Origin of the sequence: Clostridium sp. C8 (assembly GCF_001010885.1) — a bacterium.
GTDB classification, from domain to species: domain Bacteria; phylum Bacillota; class Clostridia; order Clostridiales; family Clostridiaceae; genus Clostridium; species Clostridium sartagoforme.
In genome coordinates this window covers 1-24,943 of sequence record NZ_LBMX01000020.1, presented here as the reverse complement: position 1 = coordinate 24,943, position 24,943 = coordinate 1, and the positions used below count along the sequence as shown (strand labels likewise).

The window sequence follows — 24,943 nt, the reverse complement described above, 5'->3', positions numbered from 1 at the left end:
ACAAAAATAAGAGAGTGTAAAATTACACTCTCTTATTTGGCAGGGGCAGTAGGAATCGAACCCACAACCAACGGTTTTGGAGACCGCTACTCTACCAATTGAGCTATACCCCTTCAACAAAATTTATTCTATCATGACAATTTAATACTTGTCAACAACATAATTAACAAAATTCGCTTTTTTTGTAAACAATACCACTTTAATTATTATGAAGAATTTTATTATAAATAATAAATTATAAGTTTCAGATAATTTTTATAAATTACTGCAAAAAATTAACTTATAAGCATTTAATAAATATTAAGATACTTATAAGTTAATTTTTATTTGGCAGGGGCAGTAGGAATCGAACCCACAACCAACGGTTTTGGAGACCGCTACTCTACCAATTGAGCTATACCCCTTTGCAACAATAACTATTATATCTTATGTATACATAAAAATCAACCATTATTGCTACTTTTATTTTTTATAGCATCTATTAACCTTATAACATTGTCTGTTAATACCTTACTATTAGTGCTACTAGTCTCTAATTCTATATAATAAAAATCAGTTTTCATTTTATTCTTTAAGTCATCTAAGTTTCCTAATTCTTTATCATGAACTAATATAAATTTAGTTCCATCATAATCATAAGAATTATTTTTTATCTTCTTTACTTGTACTCCTAAATCTCTAAATAAATAATCAAATTTATCAGTATCTGTAATTATAGAATAATTCTTATAGTTCTTTAATTCTTCTTTTGATTTAGATAAAAAATCATCCAACTCTTTAACTAATTTATTATAATTTTCTTCGTAATAACTTCTATTTTTAATGTCTCTTTCTTGTAATGCTGTCTTTATATTATATAATGCAATTTTATATTCATTAAATCCTAATAAATAATACGGATTTTCTTTATTTTCAGATTTTAATTCTGTTGTAATTGGCCTTATTCCTCTACTCATATTTATAATTCCAACATTAGAGTTTTTTGAGTTATCTATTATATCATTTATCCAGTCCTCGTAGTTTAATCCATTATATATAAATAAATCCATATTTAAAACATTGCTTATCATATTATCATTAGTTTTAAATGATTCTATCTCTTTTTCATCACTAAATAAATATTCAACATTATGATTATTTCCAACTAATGCTTTAGTCATTTCATACTGTTCTTTATTAACCGTTAATATGTTTAAATATATATCCTTTTCCTCATCAAACTCGTCAGTTGGATTAGCCATCAAAGGATTATAAGAAAATGTTAAACCTAGAAACAAAATAGAAGTAAAAATAACTAATGCATATGTTAACTTCTTCATAAAAACTTCCTCCACGGAATTTATATTTTTTTCATACTTTCATAATATCTTATCATTTGTATTTAAAAATTACAATTATATTACATATTAATTACAATTATATTTATTTACTATTTTACTACATAAATATATAGATTTCCATATTATGTATAACATTTAAACTTTCTTTTTTTGATTCTTTTAGATAGAATAGATGTAAGAAATTTATTTTAGTTCACAGTTCACAGTGCACAATTCACAGTTTTCTATGATTGATAGCTGCTAATGGAGAATTTAAAGTTTAGGAAATAATTCAACTTTGCTGAATTAAGAAAATTATATAAACTTTAGAAACTACATAGTACTTTCATCATAAATTGTTGATCGTTAATTGTTAATTAGTAACTGTGCACTGTACCTTGTGAACCGAAAAGAAAGGAGAGTATTTATGCAGTTTTATGTTAATAATTTAGAAGAAACTACTAAAATAGGTTATTATATTGGTAAACTTTTAAAACCTAGTGATATAGTTTGCCTAACTGGAGATTTAGGAACTGGAAAGACTCATATAACAAAAGGGATTGCTAAAGGACTAGATATTGATGAACATATAACAAGCCCCACATTTACTATAGTTAATGAGTATGATTCAGGTAGACTTAAACTTTACCATTTTGATGTTTATAGAGTTAGTGATCCTGATGAAATATATGCTATTGGATTTGATGATTATATATTTTCTAATGGAGTTTCTATTATAGAATGGGCAAATTACATAGAAGAAATTTTACCAAAAGAATATCTTCATATTTTAATAGAAAAAGACTTATCTAAAGGTGAAAACTTTAGAAAAATTTCTATTACTCCATATGGAGAAAGATATAATTATATAAAGGAGTTAAACTTATGATAGTTTTAAGTATTGATTCTGCTTCTAAAGTAGCAACAGCTGCATTATTAGATGAAAATAACTTGATAGCAGAATATACAATAAATAATAAAATGGAACATTCTACTTTGATAATGGATATGGTAGATAAATTACTAAGTGATTCTAACCTATCTATAGATGATATAGATGGATTTATAGTTTCAAAGGGCCCTGGTTCTTTTACAGGTCTAAGAATTGGAATGGCTACGGTTAAAGGCCTAAGCTTTGGAGCAAATAAACCTTATGTTAGTATTTCAAGTTTAGATGCACTTGCATATTCTCTTGTAAGTTTTGATGGAATAATTTGCCCTGTTATGGATGCTTTAAGAGATAGTGTTTATACTTGTCTATATAAAGGTAACAATGGTAAATTAGAAAAATTAATTGATTATTCTGCTCTTGAATTGGATGATTTAATCAAAATTCTAAAAGATAAAAATGAAAAAGTCATGTTTACTGGTGATGGCTTAATTAAGCATAAAGATTACTTATCAACAAATCTTAATAATTCCTTTTTTGCTCCTAATCATTTAAGCATAATAAGAGCATCTTCATTAGGAGACTTAGGAATTAAATTACTTTTGGACAATAAATGTGATGAGTTAAATTCTTCTCCCTTTTATTTAAAAAAACCTCAAGCACAAAGAGAATTAGAGAAAAGGTTAGCGCTAGAAAATGAGAATAAGCTGTAGTTTAATGACAGCTAATGATATTAATGATGTATTGAATATAAGCAATTTATGCTTTTCTACCCCTTGGAGTAGAGATTCTATTTATAGTGAACTAAATAATCCCTTAGCTAAATATATAGTTGCTAAAGATTTAGAATCAAACTCCGTAATTGGATTTATTGGTGCTTGGATAGTGATGGGTGAAGCGGATATAACTAATATAGCCGTACATCCTAATTATAGAAATCTGACAATAGGGAGTAAACTATTATCTTCATTAATATCACTATGTGAAAATCTAGATTGTTCATTAATAAACTTAGAAGTTAGATCTTCAAATATTCCAGCTCAAAACCTATATAAGAAGTTTTTATTTATAGAAAATGGTCTTAGAAAAGGTTACTATACAGATAATAAAGAAGATGCAGTTTTGATGACTTACTTTTATAATAAAAAACAGGCATAAACTAATAGTTTATACCTGTTTTTTTATTAATTAGCTTCTTCAAATAATACTTCACTAACCTCTTCTTTAATCTTCATATGTTTTGCTAATATAAAGACTGTTATTGTGGTGGATAATATATCACTAACAGGTTGAGCAATCCATACTCCATCTAGTCCTAAGTTAAAAACTCTTGGAAGAATTATTATAAAGGGAGCTAGCAATATCACTTGTCTAAGTAAACTTAAAAACATTGCAGTTTTAGCTTCTCCTATAGATTGTATATAATTAGATCCTGTTATTGATATTCCTACTATTGGTAACATAAGTAAGTATATCCTCATTCCTTTAATTGATATATCCATAAATTTAGGATCTTTATTGAATATACCTATTATAGCTTCTGGAAATAATTGGACTATAATAAATGCAATTACTAATATTATTGTTGCTACCTTAGCTGAAAGCTTAAAGGCTTCTTGAGCTCTCTTTTCTTGCTTGGCACCATAATTAAAACCAATTATAGGTTGAGCTCCTTGATTTATTCCAAAAATAGGCATTAAACACATTAAGCTTACAGATGATATAGTTGCCATGGCCCCTATAGCTAAATCTGTTCCATATGTTTTTAAAACATTATTTGATATAATTTGAACAAAACTAGCTGCTATTTGCATTGCAAAAGGAGCTGCTCCAATTGATAATATCTTCATTGTTATTTTCTTATCTAATTTCAAACTTGACTTATAAAATCTTAAGTTAGATTTTCCCCTAATGTAATACAGTGTACCTATTATTGCTGTTACTAATTGAGATATAACTGTAGCTATCGCAGCACCTTGTATTCCCATATTAAATATGAATATTAATACTGCATCTAAAATTATGTTAGTTACACATCCAATTATCATAATCATTGCTGCTAATTTGGGATTTCCGTCCCCTCTTATAGTATTATTCAAAGCAAATGCTACCATATTAAATATAGTTCCTAATAAAATTATGTTTATATATGCTTTTGCATAATATAAAGTTTCAGCACTAGCTCCAAACCTTATTAAAATTATATCTCCAAACGCTAATCCTAGAATTGTTAATATAATAGAAATAATTATCGCTAATGTTATAGCATTTCCAATTACTTTAGATGCTTCTTCTTTTTTCCCTTGTCCAAGTTTTATTGAAATTGTTGTTGTAGCACCAACACCAACAAGCATTGCAAACCCTAATATAATAGTTGTAATCGGCATCGTTACTCCCACTCCAGCAATAGCTAACGATCCTATTCCTTTTATATTACCTATGAAAATTCTATCAACTACATTGTATAATGCATTTACAATCATGCCCACTATAGCTGGTACAGAATATTTTAACAATAACTTTCCTATCTTCTCTTTAGCCAATAATTCTTGCGTACTCATTCCTTCACCTCTTGCATTCTTCTATATGTACTTTTTTTAGCAAACTCAACATAATATTTTTTTCTTCTATGGTAAGATTTTGGGTAATATTATTTTCCCACTTTATAGCAACCTCATATATCTCTTTTTTCTTATCTAATGCCTTTTGTGTTAAATAAACCCTATAGGCTCTCTTATCTTCCTTATCTTTATTTCTAACTATAAAGTATTCAGATTCTAACTTCTTTATAGCTCTTGCTGTAGTTCCTTTATCTATATTTAAAATTTCAGATAGATCCTCTTGTCTTATTCCATCACTATTATATAATTCCATTAAAAAAAGAAATTGCCCATATCCTATTCCAAGATAAGCTAATTCCTTTAAAAAGAAAGTTCCACATTTTCTTTGTATGTTAGAAATATATCTTGCTATATTTTCACATTTTAAATCTTCCATCTTATCTCCCTGTCAATTTAAATAGTTGAATTTATTACTGAATTAAATTATATCATTTTTAGTTGCATTTGCAACTATTTTTATATAAGAATACTTTCTAAATAGATTTAGTAAATATATATTATCTGTAATACATATACTATACATCATAATTAAATGCTAACATTACGAAAGGATTAGACATGAATAAACTAATTAAACTTCAAGTAAATATATTAAGTCTTTTTATTTTATCTATGCTTATTTTTCATTGTTATGTAAAACTTGATAGAAGAAAATTATCAAATAAAATATTTTTAGATACTTCATGTGTTATTTTTTTAATAATTTCTATAGAAATTATTACTGTTTTAATAAATGGAAGTAGCCATATTAATATATATATAAATAAATTATTCAGTACACTATTTTTTTTAATTTCTCCAATTCCTTTATATATGTGGGATAAATATCTATATATACAAATAGAAAAAATAAAAAAAATTAATATACTAAAAGTTAAATACTTTAAAATACCATTATTTATAAATACTGTACTCCTTATTATAAATTTAAAGTTTAATATTATATTTTCTATTGATAAAAATAATTTTTTCCAAAATGAAAAATTTTCAATAATTCCCTTTTTAATAGGCACTTTTTATTATATAAGCATATATATATTTTTAGTAAAACATAAACATACTATTCCTAATGATATATATATTTTTATAAGCATTATGTATATATTCCCTTTTACTGCTTCTGTACTGGAATTGTTTATTCCTGAACTCTTGTTAACTTGGGGAAGTATAACTACAGTACTTATATTTTCTTATATATTACTTCAGCAAGAATTATTTGAAACAGATCCATTAACTGGTGCCTTTAATAGAAATTTCTTTAACAGTTTTGTTTCTAAAACAAATAAATTTACAATGAATTTATCTAAACTAGGCGCAATTAATATAGATTTAGATGAATTTAAAAGTATAAATGATACTTATGGCCATAAAGTTGGTGATGATGTCTTAAAGAACTTTGTACTACTTTTAAATAAAGCTTTTAAAAAAAAATCTAAAATTATCAGAATGGGCGGGGACGAGTTTATAATAATTATAGAAAATACTTCTAATGAAGAAATTATAAGTCATATAAGATTCTTAAATATTATTACCGAAGTTTATAATTCTGTTAACAAATATCCTATAAAATTTAGTTATTCCTATTGTATATATTCCAATGATTTTAATGACATTTACGATTTTTTTGATCATATAGATAATAAAATGTATCAAAATAAGTACTTAAAAAAAACTCCTAAAATATAATTAAAGCTAACTATTAAAAATATAATAGTTAGCTTTAATTTTTATATTGAATTTAGTTTACTTTTTCTAGAATTATCAAAATTTGAATCTACTTTAAAAATTGCTACTGAAACCCTCTTATATAATATATATGTTATTGCACATACCAATATAGCTTTTACTCCATTAAAAGGTAATAATCCCACAGTAACATATTGAATTAATTCATCTTTAACCATATTCATCCCAAATGCTGGAAGTAATAAATATACATTTGCTAATATTCCTATAATTTCTATTGATAATGTTCCTAATATCATTCCAAGTAGTGCATTTTTTCTACTCTTATTTCTATGATAAACCCACGCTGCTGGAGCTACTAGAGAAACTCCCACTATAAAATTAGCTATTTCTCCTACAAAACCTGTTCCTGTTCCTTTAACTATTAAGATTAATAAATTCTTTAGTAATTCTACAACAATACCTGCCATTGGGCCAAAAGCAAATGCTCCCATAAGTGCTGGAATATCGCTTAAGTCAATTTTAAGCCATGGAAATGGTAAAAATGGTATTGGAAAGTCAAAGTACATAAGCACTACTGCTATTGCACCTAAAAGTGATATTTTAATAAATTTGTTTAGGTTTTTGTTTTGTTGATTGTTCATTTTTTCTCCTCCCAAAAGTCTATCCCCTGGGGCAATGGGTTAGATTTAAATAACTATGACATTAGTTTAATTATTATTTTACTAACTTACTCATCCTTTTCTTAGCAGATTTAATACTAATAAATAAAAAATCCCTGATATACTAAAATATATCAGGGCTTAAAATCCATAAGAAATAAGATGTGCTTAAAAATAAAAATTAAGCAATATCTAACCACTTACCTTCTTTCATCCAGACTATACTGTCGGCCTCGGAGTTTCACCGAATCATGCTAAAACTTTAGCTCGCGGGCTATACCGCCGGTGGGGAATTACGCCCCGCCCTGAAGATAATTTATTTATATTATTATTACACTTATATTATATGTCCATATATTGATTTTTGCAAGTAGTTTTTTTAACAATTGTAATATTTTGCGAAGCAAAATAACTAGTTAACATTTTTCATTGACAGTGAAATTCTATTCCTCTTACTATCTACTTCTAAAATTCTAACTTTTACTATGTCTCCAACCTTAACTATATCTAATGGGTGTTTTACAAATCTATCCGCCATTTGACTTTTATGAACAAGTCCATCTTGATGAACTCCAATATCAACAAAAGCTCCAAAATCAGATACATTTCTTACTGTTCCCATAAGTATCATACCTTCTGATAAATCCTTTAAATCCATTACTCCTGTTTTTAAAATAGGTTTTGGCATTTCTTCTCTTGGATCACGACCTGGCTTTTTAAGTTCTTTTATTATATCTAAAAGTGTAAGTTCTCCAACTTCTAATTCCTTAGAAAGACTTGAAAGGCCTTTATCTTTTACTCTTTCATCTATATCCTTAAGATTATTTTCTTTTAAATCCTCTTTGGTATATCCTAATAATTTAATTAACTTTCTTGCTGCTTCATAAGATTCAGGATGAACTGAGGTGTTATCTAAAGGTTCATTACTCTCCATAACTCTTAAGAACCCTGCACATTGCTCGTAAGCTTTTTGCCCAAGTCTTTTTACTTTTAATAATTCTTTTCTGGTTTTAAAGCCGCCAACTTCATCTCTATAATTTACTATATTATTTGCAATACTTGAATTTATGCCTGCCACATGAGTAAGTAATGCTGGTGTTGCAATATTTAAATCTACCCCAACCTTATTTACAGAGTCTTCAACAACACCTTTTAAGGATTCATCAAGCTTCTTTGCTGTAACATCATGCTGATATTGCCCAACCCCTAAAGCTTTTGGGTCTATCTTAACCAACTCTGCCATAGGATCTTGTAATCTTCTTCCTATAGATATTGCTCCTCTTACTGTAACATCTAAATTGGGATATTCTTTAGTAGCAAGTTCTGAAGCTGAATAAACAGATGCCCCTGCCTCGGAAACTATTACATATGCTATTTCTTTTCCAGTTTCTTTCTTTATTTCTGATATTATTTCAGATACCACTTCCTCAGATTCTCTTGAAGCAGTTCCATTTCCTAATGAAATTACTTCTACATTATACTTATTTATTAAATCTTTTAGTATATCTTTGGTTTCTTTAACTTTATTTTGTGGCGCTGTTGGGTATACTGTTGACTTATCTAAAAACCTTCCAGTACTGTCTAATATAGCTATCTTACAACCTGTTCTAAAACCTGGGTCATATCCCATAACTACTTTTCCTTTAATAGGTGGTTGCATTAATAGAGCCTTTAAGTTTTCCTTAAATATCTTTATCGCGCCTTCTTCACCTATATTAGTTAACTCGCCTCTAACTTCTCTTTCTATAGATGGGTATATTAATCTTTTCAAGGAATCTTTTATTGCTATTTTTAAGTATTCATCAGTGATATCAGTATCTTTTAATATTTCACTTTCTAAATATTTTATGATTTTATCTTCATTTACCACTATTTTTACTGATAATACTTTTTCTTTTTCTCCTCTATTTATGGCTAAAATTCTATGTGGAGGTATTTTAGCTATTTCTTCACTATATTCATAATACATTTCAAATGGTGTATGCTCTTCACTTTCACCGCTTGATTGTATTTTTCCTTCTCTAAACAATAATTCTCTTATCCACTTTCTATATTTGGCCTCATCAGATATTGCTTCTGCAATTATATCTAATGCACCGTTAAATGCATCTTCTTTACTATTCACACCTTTTTCTTCATCAATAAATTTACGTGCTTCATCATCTAAATTAGCATTGAAATCACCATTTAATATAATATCTGCAAGTGGCTTCAATCCTCTTTCTAATGCCATAGTAGCTCTTGTTCTCTTTTTTTGTTTATAAGGTCTATATATATCTTCAACTTCTGTTAAAGTTTTTGAACCTTCTAAAGCTTTTACTATATCATCATTTAATTTCCCTTGTTCATCTATAAGCCTTAAAACATCTTCTTTTCTTTCTTTTAAATTTCTAAGATATATAAGTCTTTCTTGGAATTTTCTTAGCACTTCATCACTTAAAGCACCTGTTTGCTCCTTTCTATATCTTGAAATAAAAGGAACTGTATTACCATCATCAAGCAGTGATATTACATTGTTTACTTGAGTTATACTTATCCCTAATTCAGAAGATAATCTTTCAACTATTTCAACCATAAAGTCCTCCTATGAATAATTTATTTGTCCAAAATTTACATAATGATATTATAATACAATATTACACTTTTATGTACTCTATTTAGTATTTTATAAAACAATTTTACTCAATTAGGTTGATTTAAATAATTGCAAAGTTTTTCTAAACATAGTTATCTTAATTATCTTATTGATATTATGTAAAATTCCGTTTATAATTAAATTGTAAAAATTTTACAGATGGGTGATGTATATGAATAAATTTCTAATATTAATTAATAAGATAATAAGTATTCTTCTTATATTTTTTATAGTTTTCATAATATTAAATGAATACTATATTATAGAGTTCTCTAATACACTAAAATATGTTTTATATTTCTTAACATTAATATTAATACTAATTTCTTCTACTAAAGAAATTATAGTTAATAAATCTGGATTATCCAAATTTATAAATTGCATAATACTCTTTTCTTCAATAGTTGGTGGAGTTTTTTCAATAGTTGCAAATCAAATAAACATATTTATTTATATTTGTATTCTATTTTCTCTGATTTACGGATTCATAGAATTGGTTTATAAAAAAGCTTAATTTTCTATGTTTAATTAATATTTCTTCATAATATCATATCTTAAGTAATAGTATTAAATATAATTATTATTTGAGGTATATTTATGAAAAAAAAATTATTTTACTATTTATCATTAATTACTAGTTTAGTATTATTATCTGTTTCTATATTTTTTAATTTTACATACTCACCTTTTAATGCTGATAATGTAAAGGCAAATATTGCTGCATTTTCTTCTGAAACTTATGGCGGCAGACTATCTGGTAGCAACGGTAATTTACTAGTTGGAGAAATTATAAGAAAAAACTTTGAAGATAACAAATTGGTTCCACTTAATGAAAGCTTTAAAGAAAGCTTCAAAACATTATGTCCTATAACTAATAATAGTTCCCCTTATCTTAAAATCTTCTCCGGTGAAGATGTTGTAGAAACTTTGAAATATGGAGTTGATTATAAAGAAGATATGATTAATTTCAGAATCAATAATTTAAGTTTTTCTAAGGAGGATAAAGTAAATATTTATACAAATTCTATTGAAGTAATAACTAGCGAAGGAAATTGTTTATTTTATGTATCTCCTAATAATGATTTTTCTTTTAGAAGTTCTTTTATCAGTGATTTTGCTTATGACATGATGGTTTTGATAAATACTAATACTTATAATAAAATTCTAGATTCTGTACGCTCTGGACTAATTGTTTCTGTAAATTTACCATTTACTACTTGTGAAAAAGAACTTGTTAACATAGTCGGCGTTTTAAAAGGTTCTTCTAGTGACCTACCTCCTCTTGTATTAACTGCTCATTATGATCATTTAGGTGTAGATGGTTTAAAAAACACTTATTATGGAGCTTTGGATAATGCCTCTGGAACTGCATTTTTATTAGAACTACAAAAAACTTTATCAAGTTATGGTAAGCCTAAAAGAGATATAATTTTTGTAGCATTGAATGCTGAAGAGTTTGGATTACTCGGCTCAAAAAGCTTTGCCCAAAATAATCTTGATAAGCTAAAAGAGGCAGAAGTCATTAATTTTGATATGATTGGCAGCAAAGGATATCCTCTTACTTTAATGCTTGGATCATCATATAAAGATAAGGATTCTGAGCTTCTTAAATCTGTTGAAAAAATGGCAAAGAAAAACAATGTGGATACTAAAGTTGTTTATGAAGATTCAAGTGATCATGCAAGTTTCAATAACTTAGGAATAGATTCATTAAGCTTTTGTCATAGTGATATGAGTAAAATTCATACTCCTAATGATAAAGTAGAATTCATAAGCACTGATGCTATAGATAGTGCTTACAGTGTAATTGAAGATAAGATAAATAAATCTGCTTATGGAACCTTAACTGTATTTTTCCATGGTAAATCTTCTTTGTTTACTTTTGCCATACTGTTCGGATTTTTATTATCTTCTCCTTTTATAACTTATATAAAAAGAAAAAAGTATCTTAATTAAGATTAGCTTATAAAATTTATAAAACCATGTAAAAATAACAAATCTATTTTTACATGGTTTTTAATTGCTATTAGAGCTATAGGTTATTACTCTTTAAATATGCTGTTATGAAATTATCTATTTCTCCATTCATAACTGCATTTAAATTTGATGTCTCTTCACTTGTTCTATGGTCCTTTACTAAATTATATGGATGGAATACATAAGATCTTATTTGGCTACCCCATCCCATATCCTTTAATTCTCCAGTTAAATCTTCTATTTTTTCTTTATGAGCTCTTTCTTTTAATTCTATAAGTTTAGATTTAAGCATAGACATAGCTGTATCTTTATTTGCAAATTGACTTCTTTCATTTTGGCATTGAACAACTATTCCTGTTGGTAAATGGGTTATTCTTATTGCAGATTCTGTTTTATTAACGTGCTGTCCCCCAGCTCCACTTGATCTGTATGTATCAATTTTTAAGTCATCACTTTTTATTTCAATATCTTGATCTTTTGTAAGCTCTGGAAGAACTTCAACTGATGCAAAAGATGTTTGTCTTTTACCATTTGCATTGAATGGAGATATTCTTACTAACCTATGAACTCCCTTTTCAGCCTTTAAGTATCCATATGCAAATTCACCTTTTATCTTTAATGTTACACTTTTTATACCAGCTTCATCTCCTTCTAAATAATCAACAGTTTCTACCTTAAAGCCTTTTTTTTCACACCATCTAGTGTACATTCTTAGTAACATTTCAGTCCAATCATTTGCATCACTTCCACCTACACCTGCGTGTAATGTTAATATTGAATCATTTCTATCATATTCACCTGATAAGAGAAGTTCTATTCTATATTCTTCAACATCTTTTTCTATAAGTCTAATTTCTCTTATAACTTCATTTATAGACTCTTGGTCTTCTTCTTCTATTAATTCTGATAAAACTTCAATATCCTCAACCCTTGATGATAAGGATTCAAATCTATCTATCTTATCCTTAATTCTCTTGCTTTCTTTAGTAACTTCTTCTGCCCTTTTTATATCTTCCCAAAATCCACTTTCTTGCATTTGAAGTTCTAATTCCTGTAATTGTTTTTGTAGTACTTCCTTGTCAAAGAGAAGCCCCCATTTCCTTTATAGTTTTTTTTATATCATTAAACTTTCCTAATTCAGCCTCTAACTTAATTATCATAATATCACCCTATTCTTTTTTATTTTTAAAAACTAACTATAGATATAACTCAAAAACTCTATAATACTTTGGATGATCATATAAAGAATTCACAATTCACAGTTCACAATTCATAATTTAAGGAATAATTCTGCTTAGCTGAATTATGAAAAATATATTTCTAAACTCCTTTGGAGTTTATACCTTAATTGTGAATTGCTCATTGCGCATTGTGAATTAGTTTATATCTAAATATTTAGTATTTTATACTATCATGGTATAGAAAACAATTTATATATATTTTATGCTTCTCTTCCACAACAGTTTTTATACTTTTTCCCACTTCCACAAGGACATGAATCATTTCTACCTACTTTTGCTTCATTTCTAACAGGCTTCTTCTTTACGTCTGAATCATCTCCACCATGGCTTGCTGTTGTTTCTTCTGCTACTCTTTCTCTTTCAACAGGTTTTTGAATTTGAATATGGAATAGGAACTTTACTGTATCTATTTTTATTCCATTTATCATTTCTTCAAACATAGCACTACCCTCCATTTGGTATGCTTGTATTGGGTCTAATTGCTTATATGCTCTAAGTCCAATACCTTGTTTTAAATGATCCATATTGTCTATATGATCCATCCATTTTTGGTCTACCACTCTAAGAAGTATTACTCTTTCAACTTCTCTAAATTGTTCTTCACCAAATTCTTGTTCCTTTTCATTATAAATCTTCATCAACACATCTAATAGCTTATTAATCATCTCATCATTAGATAATTCTGCTAAATCTTCAACTTTCACTATTCCATGTGGTAAACATATATCTTCTAGATATTTTATTAATTTATTTATTTCTTCTTCAATATTTTCATTTACACCATCTAAATGCGCTTTCACAGCATCAGATACTAATTCATTAACCATTTGATTAATTTGTTCTCTTAGATTTTTTCCTTCTAGAACTTCAGATCTTTGTTTGTAAATTACTTCTCTTTGCATATTCATAACATCATCATAACCGATAAGATTCTTTCTTATGTCAAAGTTATTACCTTCAACCTTCTTTTGAGCATTTTCTATAGCTTTACTTACCATCTTATGATCAATAGCTTCATCTTCTTCTAAACCTAATCTCTCCATTATTCCTTGGATTTTTTCTGATCCGAATATTCTCATTAAATCATCTTCTAAAGATATATAGAATACTGATTCTCCTGAATCTCCTTGACGACCAGATCTACCTCTTAATTGGTTATCTATTCTTCTTGATTCATGTCTTTCTGTGCCTATTATCTTTAATCCGCCGACTTCTTTAACGCCTTCCCCAAGCTTAATATCAGTACCTCTACCAGCCATATTAGTTGCAATAGTTACACTGCCTAATTCACCTGCATGAGAAATTATTTCCGCTTCTTGCTCATGGTACTTAGCATTAAGTACTTGATGCTTAACTCCTCTTTTCTTAAGTAAAGAAGATAAGTACTCTGACTTTTCTATACTAACTGTACCAACTAAAACTGGTTGACCTTTTTTATTAGATTCTATTATGTCTTCTATAATAGCGTTATACTTTCCTTTAGTATTTTTATATATTAAATCACTCTTATCTAATCTGGCTACTGGTTTATTAGTTGGAACAACTATAACATCTAATGCATAAATTTCTCTAAATTCGTTTTCCTCTGTTAATGCTGTACCTGTCATACCAGATAACTTTTTATACATTCTAAAGTAATTTTGGAACGTTATTGTTGCAAGAGTTTTAGATTCTCTTTCAATCTTAACTCCTTCCTTTGCTTCAATAGCTTGGTGAAGACCATCTGAATATCTTCTACCTTCCATAAGTCTACCTGTAAATTCATCAACTATTATTACTTGACCGTCCTTTACCATGTAGTCCTTATCTATTTTCATTCCGTAGTTTGCCTTTAATGCTTGAGTTATATAGTGTTGTAATTCTAAGTGTTCTGCATCTGCATAGTTATCTATTCCAAAAGCTCTTTCTGCTTTTTCAACACCAGCCTCTGTTAGCATTACTGAATTAGCCTTTTCATCAATTGTATAGTCTTTTTCTGCTAATAATTGCTTTACGAAATTATCTGCAACATTATAAAACTTAGTTGACTTTTCTCCAGCTCCTGAAATTATAAGTGGTGTTCTCGCTTCATCAATAAGTATTGAGTCAACTTCGTCTACAACTGCAAAGTTTAATCTTCTTTGAACTCTTTCTTCCTTATAAATCACCATATTATCTCTTAAGTAATCAAAACCAAATTCATTATTAGTTCCATATGTTATATCTGCTGAATATGCTTCTCTTCTTTGCTCTGATGTTAAACCATGAACTATACATCCTGTAGTTAAACCTAAGAAATTATATAGTTTTCCCATCCATTCTACGTCTCTTGTTGCTAAGTAATCATTAACTGTTACTAAGTGAACACCTTCGCCTGTCAATGCATTTAAATATAGTGGAAGTGTTGCAACTAGAGTCTTACCTTCCCCTGTTTTCATTTCTGCAATTCTTCCTTGATGAAGAACCATTCCTCCTATAAGCTGAACTCTATAATGTTTCATTCCTAAAGTTCTCCATGCAGCTTCTCTACATACCGCAAAAGCTTCTGGTAATAAATCATCTAGTGATTCTCCCTTTTGTAATCTTTCTTTAAATTCATCAGTTTTAACTCTTAGTTCTTCATCTGATAATTTTTGCATTTCTTCATCTAATGCTTCTATTTTATCTGCAATTTTTTGTAGTTTTTTTACTTCTCTCTCACTATATGACCCGAATACTTTTTCCAAAAATCCCATACTAATTTTCCTTCCAATCACTTTATTTTATTTTCTCTTATTAGTTTAATCATATTATTTTATTTGTATAAGTTTTACTAAGGATTATTTATTAGTTATTAATTAAAATTCCTTTAAAATTATACCATTTTACTAATAATCAATTCAAGAAATAACTTAATATTAATAATATTATAACTAAAAAGGAAGTGCATTGCACTTCCTTTTATTAATTTAATTCAATATTAACATAAATTTAAATATAATCTGGTTCTAATAAACCATAATCTCCATCTTTTCTCTTATATACAACGCATATTTTATTTTCATCTGAATCTTGATAAACAAAGAAATTATGTCCTACTAATTCCATTTGAAGTATTGCCTCATCTGCTGACATTGGCTTCACTCTAAACTTTTTAACTTTAACAACTTCTCCATCATTTTCTTTTACTTCGTCACTTAAAGCAACTTCATCTAATTGTGGGAATCTTAATGACTCATTGTTTCTTCTTGATAACTTTGTTCTTTGCTTCCTAATTTGTCTTTCTAATTTAGCTACAACTAAATCTATTGACTTATACATATCCTCTGTTGCTTCTTCAGCTCTTAATATTATTCCATTAAACGGTATAGTTATTTCTACCTTTTGCTTATTTCTTTGTACTGATAAAGTAGCCTTTGCTTCTACCTCCGGATCAAAGTATCTTTTTACCTTTGAAAGTTTTTTTTCTATCATCTCTTTTAATGCTGGTGTTACTGTTGTATTTTTTGCTATTGTTGAAACTCTCATATAAGTTCATCCCCTTTCTATAAGCTATATGTAGCTTAATAGATTAAATTTTTGTTATATATATTATACTATTCTCAAACTTCTTTAATCAAGGGGAATAAGATTAATTGACAGAAAATTCACTTTATTTTACTCATTATAACTTCTGTTTACTCTATCTTTTATATGTTTAAAAAATAAAAAAATAGCCATCAGTAAAAACTAATAGCTATTTTTTTGTAAAGTCAGCTGACCTGGATTTTGACCCCACACTCGCCTACTGGAGCTTTTGCTACTCGGAATTAACCTCTCACTACTAACCCTCTCAATTTTCTTGGTAGGACTTACTTCTATACCGCACCATGCTCATTAGGAACTTTTCCAAACTTACGTGGATCGTTTTGCCTGCGACTGGCATCGACTTTCATCCACAGACCTAGCTTTACATTATTATTATATATAACTTTTCGCAACTGTCAACATTTTTATTGAACAAGCTCCATTATTTATAAGTAATTTTTCGCACTCCAATAAAGTTGCACCAGTAGTCACAACATCATCTATTAATATTATATTTTTATTCCTTATGTTTCTATTACTTATAACTCCAAATGCTCCCTGTACATTTTTTAATCTATCTTCTTTTGATAAAGTTTTTTGCTCTTTTATATTTTTTACTTTAATAATATCTTTATACACTGGTATATTTAATTTATCACTTATTTTATTTGCCATAAATTCACATTGATTAAATCCTCTTTCTTTTAAGGATTTTTTACTACTTGGAATAAAAAATATAGCATCTGCCTTAATGTTATTTTCTTCTATTAATTCAAATAAATAGTCTGATAATATATCTCCACAAATAAAATCTTTTTTATATTTAAATTCTAATATTAATTTTTTCATTACACCACTATAATAACCATATGATATTATGTTATGATTTTCCTTTACCCTTATTATTTTCTTATTACATATTGGACATAGTCCTATAAACTCACTTCCACATGATATACACTTGTTTATTGGTGGATATATTATATCTAGAAATTCATTAAGGAATTCTTTTAATAATTTAATAAACCCTTTTCCCATATTTGTTTATTATAACCTCTTGTCATATCCTTAGCTAAATCCATATCTTTTGATATTTCTTTAGCAACTAAAATTACTTCTCCCATTTTATCATCTTTAGTATTTTTCCCTACATCTGAGCAAAAGTATATTATTCTTTTATAACTATAAAAAATATCATCTGAAAATAATGCTACTATATCTATATCATTTGTCTCTTTAGCATAACTTCTTATATTGTTTGTAATTACAAATACACTTTTATTTTTTAATTTATATATTAATTCTATTTCTTTTAAATTATCTCCCTTTAGAAATTTAATTATTCTTACATCCTTAATCTTTAACTCTTCTTTATAGTAATTATATAATTTATTTATTTTTTCTTCCGTTGGAACAAATATTATAACCTTTCTATTATTACTCTTAAACCACATTAAATAATCATATAATGTATATGGTATATCTTCATCTAATTTTACTCTTGTTGTTATTATTCTTGGCTCTACAAACGGCTTAGACCTTTTTAAATCTGAAAGAAATATACTTTTCCCCATATTTACTACTTTTTCTATAGAAAATATTATCATTCTATTACCATATAAATATAAATCTTCTACACATTTTCTTAAATCTTCTTTTGAAATTTTTGAATAGATACTTATGTCATCAAATATACACAAGTCGTAATTTTTTTTTATTTTACTCGTACTTGTAAAGTTTAAAAATGTTAAATCTTCTTTTCCTTCTTTTTCTTCTATATATGAATAAGTAAAATTAAGATTTCTTTCTTTTAATATTTCTACTATATCTTTATTAGGTTCATTTCCCCCCCAAATATATAATATCTTCTTATTCTCTTTTAATATTCTCTCTATTAAGTCTATAAATATTAATGTACTATTATATGGATTAGTTATTATAGTTAGTATTTTTGATTGTTTGTTATACCATTTATTTATCCTAGAAGTAAAATTATTAAACTCCCTATTTTTTGTTAACCCTTTATCTAACATATAACTCTCCTTATTTATTCAATAAAAACGTCTTTACTTGTTATATCTATAATTCTATCTTTAAGTGATGAATATCTTTCCATAACTTTTGTATTTGAAACCATATATTTTAATGCTTTTGGCATACCAACAACTACAACTAATTCTTTGGCCCTAGTTATAGCCGTATATAGTAAATTTTTATTCATTAAAAATGGTGACCCCATAAAAGCGGGGGTAATAATTACTTTAAATTCACTTCCTTGGCTTTTGTGTATAGTTATCGCATAAGCTAATTCTAATTCATCTAGATATATATAGTCATAAACTACCTTTCTTTCATCATCAAATACTATGGTTATAGTTTTTTCTTCTTCATTTATGCTTTGTATAAATCCCATATCTCCATTGAATACACCTACACCTTCATTATCTCCATTTCCATTGACTCTAACCCACTTTAAAGAATAATTATTTTTAGTTTGCATAACTTTATCGCCTTCTCTAAAAATTATTTCCTTTAATTCTTTTTCTTTTTTTGTGGGTGATTTAGGGTTTAAAACTTCTTGTAATTTATTATTTAAATTTTGTACTCCTAATATTCCCTTTCTAGTTGGAGTCAAGATTTGTATATCTCTATATTTATCCCACTCCTTATTAAATTTAGGTAATCTTCTATTTATTAAGTCAATTATAGTAAATAATATTTCTTCTAAATCCTCTTTATTCTCAAAGAAAAAATCACCATCTCTTCTATTTATATATGGCATTTCCCCATTATTTATTTTATGAGCATTAGTTACAATTAGACTTGCTTCTCCTTGTCTAAATATATCTTTGAGCCTTACAACCTTTATAAAATTACTTTCTATCAAATCTTTTAGGACATTTCCTGCTCCTACTGAAGGTAATTGATCTACATCACCTACTATTATTAACCTGGTTCCAAGTTTTATAGCTTTAAGTAGGCTATGCATAAGCATTATATCTATCATTGATGCTTCATCTATTATAACTACGTCAGCTTCTAATGGTTCCCCTTCACCTTTCGCAAAGTACGAATTTTCATCTTCACTTACACCCATTTCAAGTAATCTATGTATTGTTTTAGCTTCTCTTCCAGTAGATTCCGTCATTCTTTTAGCTGCTCTTCCAGTTGGTGCACCTAATAAAACCTTCATTCCATTATTCTCATATATTTCTATTATTGCTTTTATTATTGTGGTCTTTCCTGTTCCAGGTCCCCCTGTGATTATTTCTATTCCATTTTCAAAGGCTCCCACTATTGCTTCCCTTTGAGAAGATGCAAATTTTATATTGTTTTTTCTTTCAAATGATTTTATTTCAAATTCTACATCTGCATTTATATTTCTAAAATTCTCTATACTTAGTGTTATTATTTTATTGGTAACCCCTAGCTCACAGTAATAATATGGCAAAGAGAATACTGATTCTATGTCATTTATCTTTTCTATTTTTATTTTAGTCTCTAAAACTAAGTTATATAAATTTTCTTCAACCAATTCACTAGATACGTTTAATAACTTACCTACTTCTTCTATTAAATTTTCTTTAGGCATATAAGTATTTCCGGATGCAGAGAATTGATTCAATATATATCTTATTCCACTTTGTATTCTAAAAGGTGATATTAATTCTACTCCAAGGCTTTTTGCTATTCTATCTGCTGTCATAAAGCCTATTCCTGATATTTCATCAGAAAGTATATATGGATTTTCTAAAATTATCGCCTTTGAATCAACCCCAAATTTCTTATATATTTTTATACATTGATTAGTTGTCATTCCATGTCCTTGAAAGTATATTACTATATCTTTCAAATCTTTTTGCTCCATATAAGATTCGTAAATTATCTTGAACTTTTTTTCCCCGATTCCTTCAATTTCTTGTAGTCTTTCAATATGATTCTCTAATATATCTAAAGTTTCCTCTTTAAATCTATCAACAATTTTCTTTGCTGTTATAGGCCCTATACCATGGATTATTCCTGTACTTAAATATCTCTTAATTCCATCTATTGAATTAGGTAGTATTTCCTCATATTCATCTATATTAAATTGGCGCCCAAATTGTTTATGAAGAACCCATTGTCCTTTTAATTTAACACTTTGCCCTTCTTTCAAAAAAGGAACGATTCCAACTGCATTAATGCAGTCCTTATCAACTCTTATTTTCGATACAACATATCCTGTATCTTCACTTTTGAATACAATAGATTCTACTACTCCATTTAGAAATTCCATGCTATCTCTCCAAATCTTTTTTGATAATATTTTAATTTTTACAATTTTATTATATAATTATATCATATATAAATCGTAATGAAGACTATACAACTATACATTTGTTTAATCCAAATTATATTTTTATGATATAATTGAATACATAATATAGTAATTAAATTCAAGCAAATAATTTTTTAATATTATACTTTGGAGGTGCTAATATGATAATTAAAAATTGTAATATAATATTTATTGATAAAATAGAAAAAGGGTCTGTTTTAATTGAGGACGGGAAAATTAAAGAAATAAATCCGAAATTTTCAGATAATAGTGAAGTAATAGATGCAGATGGGTTATATTTATCTCCAGGATTTATAGATGTTCATATTCATGGTGCTGGAGGCTATGATACAATGGATGGTACATTTGAAGCTATTAATGAAATTTCCAAAACTATAGTTAAACATGGAACTACTTCCTTTACGCCTACTACTATGACTGTATCCGTAGATGATATAAGAAAATCAATGTCTGTTATAAAAGATGCTAAAGAAAATGGTACTGATGGCGCTATCGTTTTAGGTGCACATCTTGAAGGTCCATTTATTAGTCCAAAAGCTATAGGGGCTCAAAACCCTAACTTCTTAATTCCACCAACAATAGAAAACTTTAATGCTATGGTAGGAGATGCTGAAGATGCCGTCGTATCTATAACAATTGCTCCTGAAGTTCCTGGTGCTAAAGAATTAATAAAAGAATTATCAAGAAAGGGAATAGTTTGTTCTATAGGACATACAAAAGCGACTTATAATGAAGCTATGGAAGGAATTAAATGTGGTTGCTGTCATTCAACTCATTTATTTAATGCAATGACACCATTTGCTCATAGAGAACCTGGAGTTGTAGGTGCTATATTTGATAGTGAGATAACTACTGAAACAATTTCTGATGGTATTCATATATCTTATCCATCTCTTAGAATTGCTTATAATCAAAAAACTACAGATAAGGTTTTACTGGTTACTGATGCAATGATGGCATGTGCTATGCCTGATGGTATGTATGCGTTAGGTGGTCAAGATGTTATTGTTAAAGATGGTGCTGCAAGACTTCTAAGCGGAAGTTTAGCTGGTTCAATATTAACTTTAGATAAAGCTGTTAAAAATGTATATCAGAATGTTGGCCTTTCTTTGAACGAAGCTGTAAAAATGGCAACTTTCAATGCTGCTAGACATTGTAAGGTTGAAGATAAAAAGGGTCTTGTTAAAGAAGGATATGATGCTGATCTAGTATTATTTGATGAAGATATAAATATAAAAAAAGTAATTGTTGGTGGAAGAACAGTTCATTCAGCTTAATATAGTTCACAGTGTACAGCACACAATTTACAGCTGAATGTAACTTTTCATCCCATCTGAAAAGCAAAGAGCCTAATTAGTATATTTCTAATTAGGCTCTAATTTTATTTTTAGATTTTTAGCTAAGCTGAAAATCATCCAAAACTGTGCACTGTGAACTTTAACCTATTCACTGACTAAAGTAGTTTCTTTATTTCTTCTACCTTATTTAATTGTTCCCATGGTAAATTTAAATCATTTCTACCAAAGTGTCCATAAGCAGCTGTTTGTTTATATATTGGTCTTCTTAATTCTAAATCTCTTATTATAGCTCCTGGTCTTAAATCAAATACCTTTTCAGCTATTGAAATGATTTCTTCTTCTGATTTCTTTCCAGTTCCAAATGTATCTATTTCTATTGATACTGGTTTAGCTACTCCAATAGCATAAGCTAATTGAATTTCTAATTTATCTGCAACTCCTGCTGCAACTAAGTTCTTAGCAACCCATCTTGCTGCATATGCTGCTGATCTATCAACCTTAGTTGGATCTTTTCCAGAGAATGCTCCACCACCATGTCTTCCATATCCACCATATGTATCAACGATTATTTTTCTTCCTGTTAAACCACTATCTCCTTGTGGGCCTCCAACAACAAATCTTCCAGTTGGATTTATATAATATTTAGTATTATCATCTAACAATTCTGATGGAACTACAGCTTTAATCACATGTTCCATTAAATCTTTTCTTATTTGTTCTTGAGATACATCTTCACCATGTTGTGTTGATATTACTATTGCATCTATTCTTACAACTTTATTATCATCATATTCAACTGTAACTTGAGTTTTTCCATCTGGTCTTAAGTATGGTAAAGTACCATTTTTTCTAACTTCTGATAATCTTCTTGATAACCTATGAGCCATAGCTATTGGTAATGGCATATATTCTTCAGTTTCATTTGTTGCAAAACCAAACATCATACCTTGGTCCCCAGCACCAACTGCTTCAACTTCGTCCTTTTGGCCTGACTTTGACTCTAAAGCTTCATCAACACCCATAGCTATATCACCTGATTGCTCATCTATTGATGTTAAAACTGAGCATGTATCACAGTCAAAACCATACTTAGCTCTATCATATCCTATTTCCCTTACAGTTTCTCTTACTAATTTAGGGATATCAACATAACAATTGGTTGATATTTCTCCCATAACTAGTACCATTCCTGTTGTAACTGCAGTTTCGCAAGCAACTCTTGCTGTTGGATCTTTAGCTAAAATACTATCTAATACTGCATCTGATATTTGGTCGCATATTTTATCTGGATGTCCTTCTGTAACTGATTCTGATGTAAATAATCTTTTCATTTTATTTCTCCTTTCATTTTATTTGATATTAATTCTAAACTAAAATTATTTATAAAAAAAAATCTCTTCGATAAGAAGAGATAATAAAAATCATAATCTTTCTTATCTTGCAAATTACTTTGCAGGAATTGGCACCACACTCAAACTTAATGAAGTAGGTTGCCGGGTTTCATCGGGCCCTTTTCCCTCCGCCTCTCTGGATAAGAACTAATATCAAATTTTACTTTTCAGATTATAGCATCTTTAATACTAATAGTCAACTATAAAACCTAAAAATTATTCATGTTTATTATATTATTTTGTCGAATATTACTTTACTATATAAATTACTATTTTAGAAATTTATACTTTTAAGAATATTTTCGAAAACCGGCTTTGCTTCTTCATATTTAGATTGCGTAGACCATGCAGTAAATTGATAAAAAACATCTTCATGTTCAATACATGTAATTAAAAACTTAGCTTTAATTTTATTTACTGAGCCTGACAGCTCAAATTGCCTTGCAGAAATATTATTACCGATTATTGACTCATTAATCATTGAAACATCTGCACCTTCAACAGTTGTTTTCATGTTTTCCATTATGATTGTAGCATAGTCATCAACAGTAAACTCGTCTTCAAAATCCTCAGAAGTTTCTTCAATAACAATCATATACTGCTCTTTTGCCTCAAGACTCATTTGAATAGTTGCCACATCATTTAGACTTGCTTCCTTCCAAGATTCTGGGAAACTCATAGAAATATTAGAAAGATTAGACTTTATCGTCTGAACACTTTCAATGTCATTGCTCTTAGCTTGTTCTAAACCTTCCTTAACACCTTCTGCAAATGTGCTACACCCAGTAAACAAGAAAAATGTCAAAACCAATGTTGATATGGATATTAATAACCTTTTCATAAAGATCGCCTTAATTTTATATAAATTAACCCATTAAATTTTATTAAGTTGTAGTCCCACTATTTAACAAATAAAAAAATATCGGTCAAACACTTTTTCATTAAATTGGTGTTTGACCGATAATAACTTTGGTGGGGGAGGACGGATTCGAACCATCGAAACGAAACGTAACAGATTTACAGTCTGCCCCCTTTGGCCACTCGGGAACTCCCCCATATTGGAGCTGGCAATAGGAATCGAACCTACAACCTGCTGATTACAAGTCAGCTGCTCTACCGTTGAGCCATGCCAGCATATTTAATTAATAAAATATCTAATTCTCTTCTTTCAGCAGATGGAATTTCACACTAAATTCAGTTATTACTACTCTCTACTTCATCAAGTGTTCAATACCAAAATGGTGGAAACAACAGGGATCGAACCTGTGACCCTCTGCTTGTAAGGCAGATGCTCTCCCAGCTGAGCTATGCTTCCACGTTAAATTTCAAAAATTATTTATAAAATGGTGGGGGAGGACGG

General features: G+C 28.3%; 20 protein-coding genes, 5 tRNA genes and 2 riboswitches. Of the genes, 6 read left to right on the top strand and 19 right to left on the bottom strand.

The features are described from left to right. Positions 1–37: 37 nt before the first annotated feature. The 3 genes from AAT22_RS03375 to AAT22_RS03365 all read right to left on the bottom strand — a co-directional run bounded on the left by AAT22_RS03375 (position 38) and on the right by AAT22_RS03365 (position 1,319). Positions 38–113 (bottom strand) — tRNA-Trp (locus tag AAT22_RS03375). 215 nt (positions 114–328) lie between these two features. Continuing rightward, a tRNA-Trp gene (locus AAT22_RS03370) sits at positions 329–404 on the bottom strand. 39 nt (positions 405–443) lie between these two features. Then, positions 444–1,319, bottom strand: coding sequence for a zinc ABC transporter substrate-binding protein (locus AAT22_RS03365; protein ID WP_047000253.1), 876 nt, complete (start codon positions 1,317–1,319; stop codon positions 444–446). A gap of 427 nt (positions 1,320–1,746) precedes the next feature. Here AAT22_RS03365 and tsaE point away from each other — a divergent pair, with 427 nt between their 5' ends. The 3 genes from tsaE to rimI are packed head-to-tail and all read left to right on the top strand — an operon-like array spanning position 1,747 to position 3,366. Then, positions 1,747–2,208, top strand: coding sequence for a tRNA (adenosine(37)-N6)-threonylcarbamoyltransferase complex ATPase subunit type 1 TsaE (gene tsaE, locus AAT22_RS03360; RefSeq protein WP_016208018.1), 462 nt, complete (start codon positions 1,747–1,749; stop codon positions 2,206–2,208). After that, entirely contained in the window at positions 2,205–2,921 is a 717-nt protein-coding gene (gene tsaB, locus AAT22_RS03355; RefSeq protein ID WP_016208019.1) for a tRNA (adenosine(37)-N6)-threonylcarbamoyltransferase complex dimerization subunit type 1 TsaB, read from the top strand. The genes tsaE and tsaB overlap by 4 nt, the downstream gene beginning before the upstream one ends. Further along, positions 2,905–3,366 carry a ribosomal protein S18-alanine N-acetyltransferase gene (gene rimI / locus AAT22_RS03350; RefSeq protein ID WP_016208020.1) on the top strand — a complete coding sequence of 154 codons (462 nt, stop codon included), beginning with the start codon at positions 2,905–2,907 and terminating at the stop codon, positions 3,364–3,366. The genes tsaB and rimI overlap by 17 nt, the downstream gene beginning before the upstream one ends. Positions 3,367–3,392: 26 nt before the next feature. Here rimI and AAT22_RS03345 read toward each other — a convergent pair whose 3' ends face one another. Continuing rightward, a complete protein-coding gene (locus AAT22_RS03345) occupies positions 3,393–4,769 on the bottom strand; it encodes an MATE family efflux transporter (protein ID WP_016208021.1) in 1,377 nt (458 codons plus the stop codon). A gap of 4 nt (positions 4,770–4,773) precedes the next feature. Then, the gene (locus AAT22_RS03340) at positions 4,774–5,205 is read right to left on the bottom strand and encodes a MarR family transcriptional regulator (protein WP_016208022.1); all 432 of its coding nucleotides are present in this window, start codon (positions 5,203–5,205) and stop codon (positions 4,774–4,776) included. A gap of 719 nt (positions 5,206–5,924) precedes the next feature. Here AAT22_RS03340 and AAT22_RS19240 point away from each other — a divergent pair. Further along, positions 5,925–6,515, top strand: coding sequence for a GGDEF domain-containing protein (locus tag AAT22_RS19240; RefSeq protein ID WP_172654998.1), 591 nt, complete (start codon positions 5,925–5,927; stop codon positions 6,513–6,515). A 41-nt stretch (positions 6,516–6,556) separates the two neighbouring features. Here AAT22_RS19240 and AAT22_RS03330 read toward each other — a convergent pair whose 3' ends face one another. The 3 genes from AAT22_RS03330 to AAT22_RS19510 form a co-directional block, all read right to left on the bottom strand. After that, positions 6,557–7,159, bottom strand: a complete 603-nt coding sequence (locus AAT22_RS03330; protein ID WP_047000252.1) for an ECF transporter S component — start codon at positions 7,157–7,159, stop codon at positions 6,557–6,559. Positions 7,160–7,375: 216 nt separating this feature from the next. Then, positions 7,376–7,494, bottom strand: a riboswitch (FMN riboswitch). 95 nt (positions 7,495–7,589) lie between these two features. Beyond that, positions 7,590–9,752, bottom strand: a complete 2,163-nt coding sequence (locus tag AAT22_RS03325; protein ID WP_016208026.1) for a Tex family protein — start codon at positions 9,750–9,752, stop codon at positions 7,590–7,592. Positions 9,753–10,067: 315 nt separating this feature from the next. Beyond that, on the bottom strand, positions 10,068–10,196 hold the full coding sequence (locus tag AAT22_RS19510) for a hypothetical protein (protein WP_278279786.1): 129 nt from the start codon (positions 10,194–10,196) through the stop codon (positions 10,068–10,070). Between the two features lie 213 nt (positions 10,197–10,409). Here AAT22_RS19510 and AAT22_RS03315 point away from each other — a divergent pair, with 213 nt between their 5' ends. After that, a complete protein-coding gene (locus tag AAT22_RS03315) occupies positions 10,410–11,768 on the top strand; it encodes a M28 family metallopeptidase (protein WP_047000250.1) in 1,359 nt (452 codons plus the stop codon). 76 nt (positions 11,769–11,844) lie between these two features. Here AAT22_RS03315 and prfB read toward each other — a convergent pair. From prfB to AAT22_RS03285, 6 genes are all read right to left on the bottom strand, one after another. Continuing rightward, a protein-coding gene (gene prfB, locus AAT22_RS03310) for a peptide chain release factor 2 (protein ID WP_156174278.1) occupies positions 11,845–12,949 on the bottom strand; the annotation gives its coding sequence in 2 pieces (ribosomal slippage) (positions 11,845–12,870 and positions 12,872–12,949; 1,104 coding nt in all). A 281-nt stretch (positions 12,950–13,230) separates the two neighbouring features. Then, on the bottom strand, positions 13,231–15,744 hold the full coding sequence (gene secA / locus AAT22_RS03305; protein ID WP_047000248.1) for a preprotein translocase subunit SecA: 2,514 nt from the start codon (positions 15,742–15,744) through the stop codon (positions 13,231–13,233). Positions 15,745–15,979: 235 nt separating this feature from the next. After that, positions 15,980–16,516 carry a ribosome-associated translation inhibitor RaiA gene (gene raiA, locus AAT22_RS03300; protein WP_016208030.1) on the bottom strand — a complete coding sequence of 179 codons (537 nt, stop codon included), beginning with the start codon at positions 16,514–16,516 and terminating at the stop codon, positions 15,980–15,982. Positions 16,517–16,948: 432 nt separating this feature from the next. Beyond that, positions 16,949–17,593, bottom strand: coding sequence for a ComF family protein (locus tag AAT22_RS03295; RefSeq protein WP_047000247.1), 645 nt, complete (start codon positions 17,591–17,593; stop codon positions 16,949–16,951). Continuing rightward, positions 17,566–18,588, bottom strand: coding sequence for a hypothetical protein (locus AAT22_RS03290; protein WP_047000246.1), 1,023 nt, complete (start codon positions 18,586–18,588; stop codon positions 17,566–17,568). Before AAT22_RS03290 ends, AAT22_RS03295 begins: the two co-directional genes overlap by 28 nt. A gap of 14 nt (positions 18,589–18,602) precedes the next feature. Then, on the bottom strand, positions 18,603–20,831 hold the full coding sequence (locus AAT22_RS03285; protein WP_047000245.1) for an ATP-dependent RecD-like DNA helicase: 2,229 nt from the start codon (positions 20,829–20,831) through the stop codon (positions 18,603–18,605). Positions 20,832–21,034: 203 nt separating this feature from the next. On the opposite strand from AAT22_RS03285, the gene nagA reads away from it, so the two are divergent. Continuing rightward, complete coding sequence (nagA, locus tag AAT22_RS03280) at positions 21,035–22,171, top strand: N-acetylglucosamine-6-phosphate deacetylase (RefSeq protein WP_047000244.1); 1,137 nt, start codon at positions 21,035–21,037, stop codon at positions 22,169–22,171. 176 nt (positions 22,172–22,347) lie between these two features. On the opposite strand, the gene metK is transcribed toward nagA, so the two are convergent. The 5 genes from metK to AAT22_RS03255 form a co-directional block, all read right to left on the bottom strand. Further along, positions 22,348–23,523: a methionine adenosyltransferase gene (metK, locus tag AAT22_RS03275; RefSeq protein WP_016208035.1), complete on the bottom strand. Its 1,176-nt coding sequence runs from the start codon at positions 23,521–23,523 to the stop codon at positions 22,348–22,350. A 99-nt stretch (positions 23,524–23,622) separates the two neighbouring features. Then, positions 23,623–23,730: riboswitch (SAM riboswitch) on the bottom strand. A gap of 127 nt (positions 23,731–23,857) precedes the next feature. After that, the gene (locus tag AAT22_RS03270; RefSeq protein WP_047000243.1) at positions 23,858–24,424 is read right to left on the bottom strand and encodes a hypothetical protein; all 567 of its coding nucleotides are present in this window, start codon (positions 24,422–24,424) and stop codon (positions 23,858–23,860) included. A gap of 129 nt (positions 24,425–24,553) precedes the next feature. Beyond that, positions 24,554–24,638, bottom strand: a tRNA-Tyr gene (locus AAT22_RS03265). Positions 24,639–24,642: 4 nt separating this feature from the next. Further along, positions 24,643–24,717: transfer RNA gene (locus AAT22_RS03260), tRNA-Thr, on the bottom strand. 105 nt (positions 24,718–24,822) lie between these two features. Next, positions 24,823–24,898 (bottom strand) — tRNA-Val (locus AAT22_RS03255). Positions 24,899–24,943: the final 45 nt, after the last annotated feature.

Coding starts and splice junctions, on each gene's coding strand:
- nagA (WP_047000244.1), top strand. CDS start 21,035: ATGATAATTAAAAATTGTAATATAATATTTATTGATAAAATAGAAAAA.
- AAT22_RS03365 (WP_047000253.1), bottom strand. CDS start 1,319: ATGAAGAAGTTAACATATGCATTAGTTATTTTTACTTCTATTTTGTTT.
- AAT22_RS03285 (WP_047000245.1), bottom strand. CDS start 20,831: ATGGAATTTCTAAATGGAGTAGTAGAATCTATTGTATTCAAAAGTGAA.
- AAT22_RS03345 (WP_016208021.1), bottom strand. CDS start 4,769: ATGAGTACGCAAGAATTATTGGCTAAAGAGAAGATAGGAAAGTTATTG.
- raiA (WP_016208030.1), bottom strand. CDS start 16,516: ATGAGAGTTTCAACAATAGCAAAAAATACAACAGTAACACCAGCATTA.
- tsaE (WP_016208018.1), top strand. CDS start 1,747: ATGCAGTTTTATGTTAATAATTTAGAAGAAACTACTAAAATAGGTTAT.
- AAT22_RS19510 (WP_278279786.1), bottom strand. CDS start 10,196: ATGCAATTTATAAATTTGGATAATCCAGATTTATTAACTATAATTTCT.
- tsaB (WP_016208019.1), top strand. CDS start 2,205: ATGATAGTTTTAAGTATTGATTCTGCTTCTAAAGTAGCAACAGCTGCA.
- AAT22_RS03270 (WP_047000243.1), bottom strand. CDS start 24,424: ATGAAAAGGTTATTAATATCCATATCAACATTGGTTTTGACATTTTTC.
- secA (WP_047000248.1), bottom strand. CDS start 15,744: ATGGGATTTTTGGAAAAAGTATTCGGGTCATATAGTGAGAGAGAAGTA.
- AAT22_RS03295 (WP_047000247.1), bottom strand. CDS start 17,593: ATGGGAAAAGGGTTTATTAAATTATTAAAAGAATTCCTTAATGAATTT.
- AAT22_RS03315 (WP_047000250.1), top strand. CDS start 10,410: ATGAAAAAAAAATTATTTTACTATTTATCATTAATTACTAGTTTAGTA.
- AAT22_RS19240 (WP_172654998.1), top strand. CDS start 5,925: ATGTATATATTCCCTTTTACTGCTTCTGTACTGGAATTGTTTATTCCT.
- AAT22_RS03290 (WP_047000246.1), bottom strand. CDS start 18,588: ATGTTAGATAAAGGGTTAACAAAAAATAGGGAGTTTAATAATTTTACT.
- AAT22_RS03325 (WP_016208026.1), bottom strand. CDS start 9,752: ATGGTTGAAATAGTTGAAAGATTATCTTCTGAATTAGGGATAAGTATA.
- rimI (WP_016208020.1), top strand. CDS start 2,905: ATGAGAATAAGCTGTAGTTTAATGACAGCTAATGATATTAATGATGTA.
- metK (WP_016208035.1), bottom strand. CDS start 23,523: ATGAAAAGATTATTTACATCAGAATCAGTTACAGAAGGACATCCAGAT.
- AAT22_RS03340 (WP_016208022.1), bottom strand. CDS start 5,205: ATGGAAGATTTAAAATGTGAAAATATAGCAAGATATATTTCTAACATA.
- AAT22_RS03330 (WP_047000252.1), bottom strand. CDS start 7,159: ATGAACAATCAACAAAACAAAAACCTAAACAAATTTATTAAAATATCA.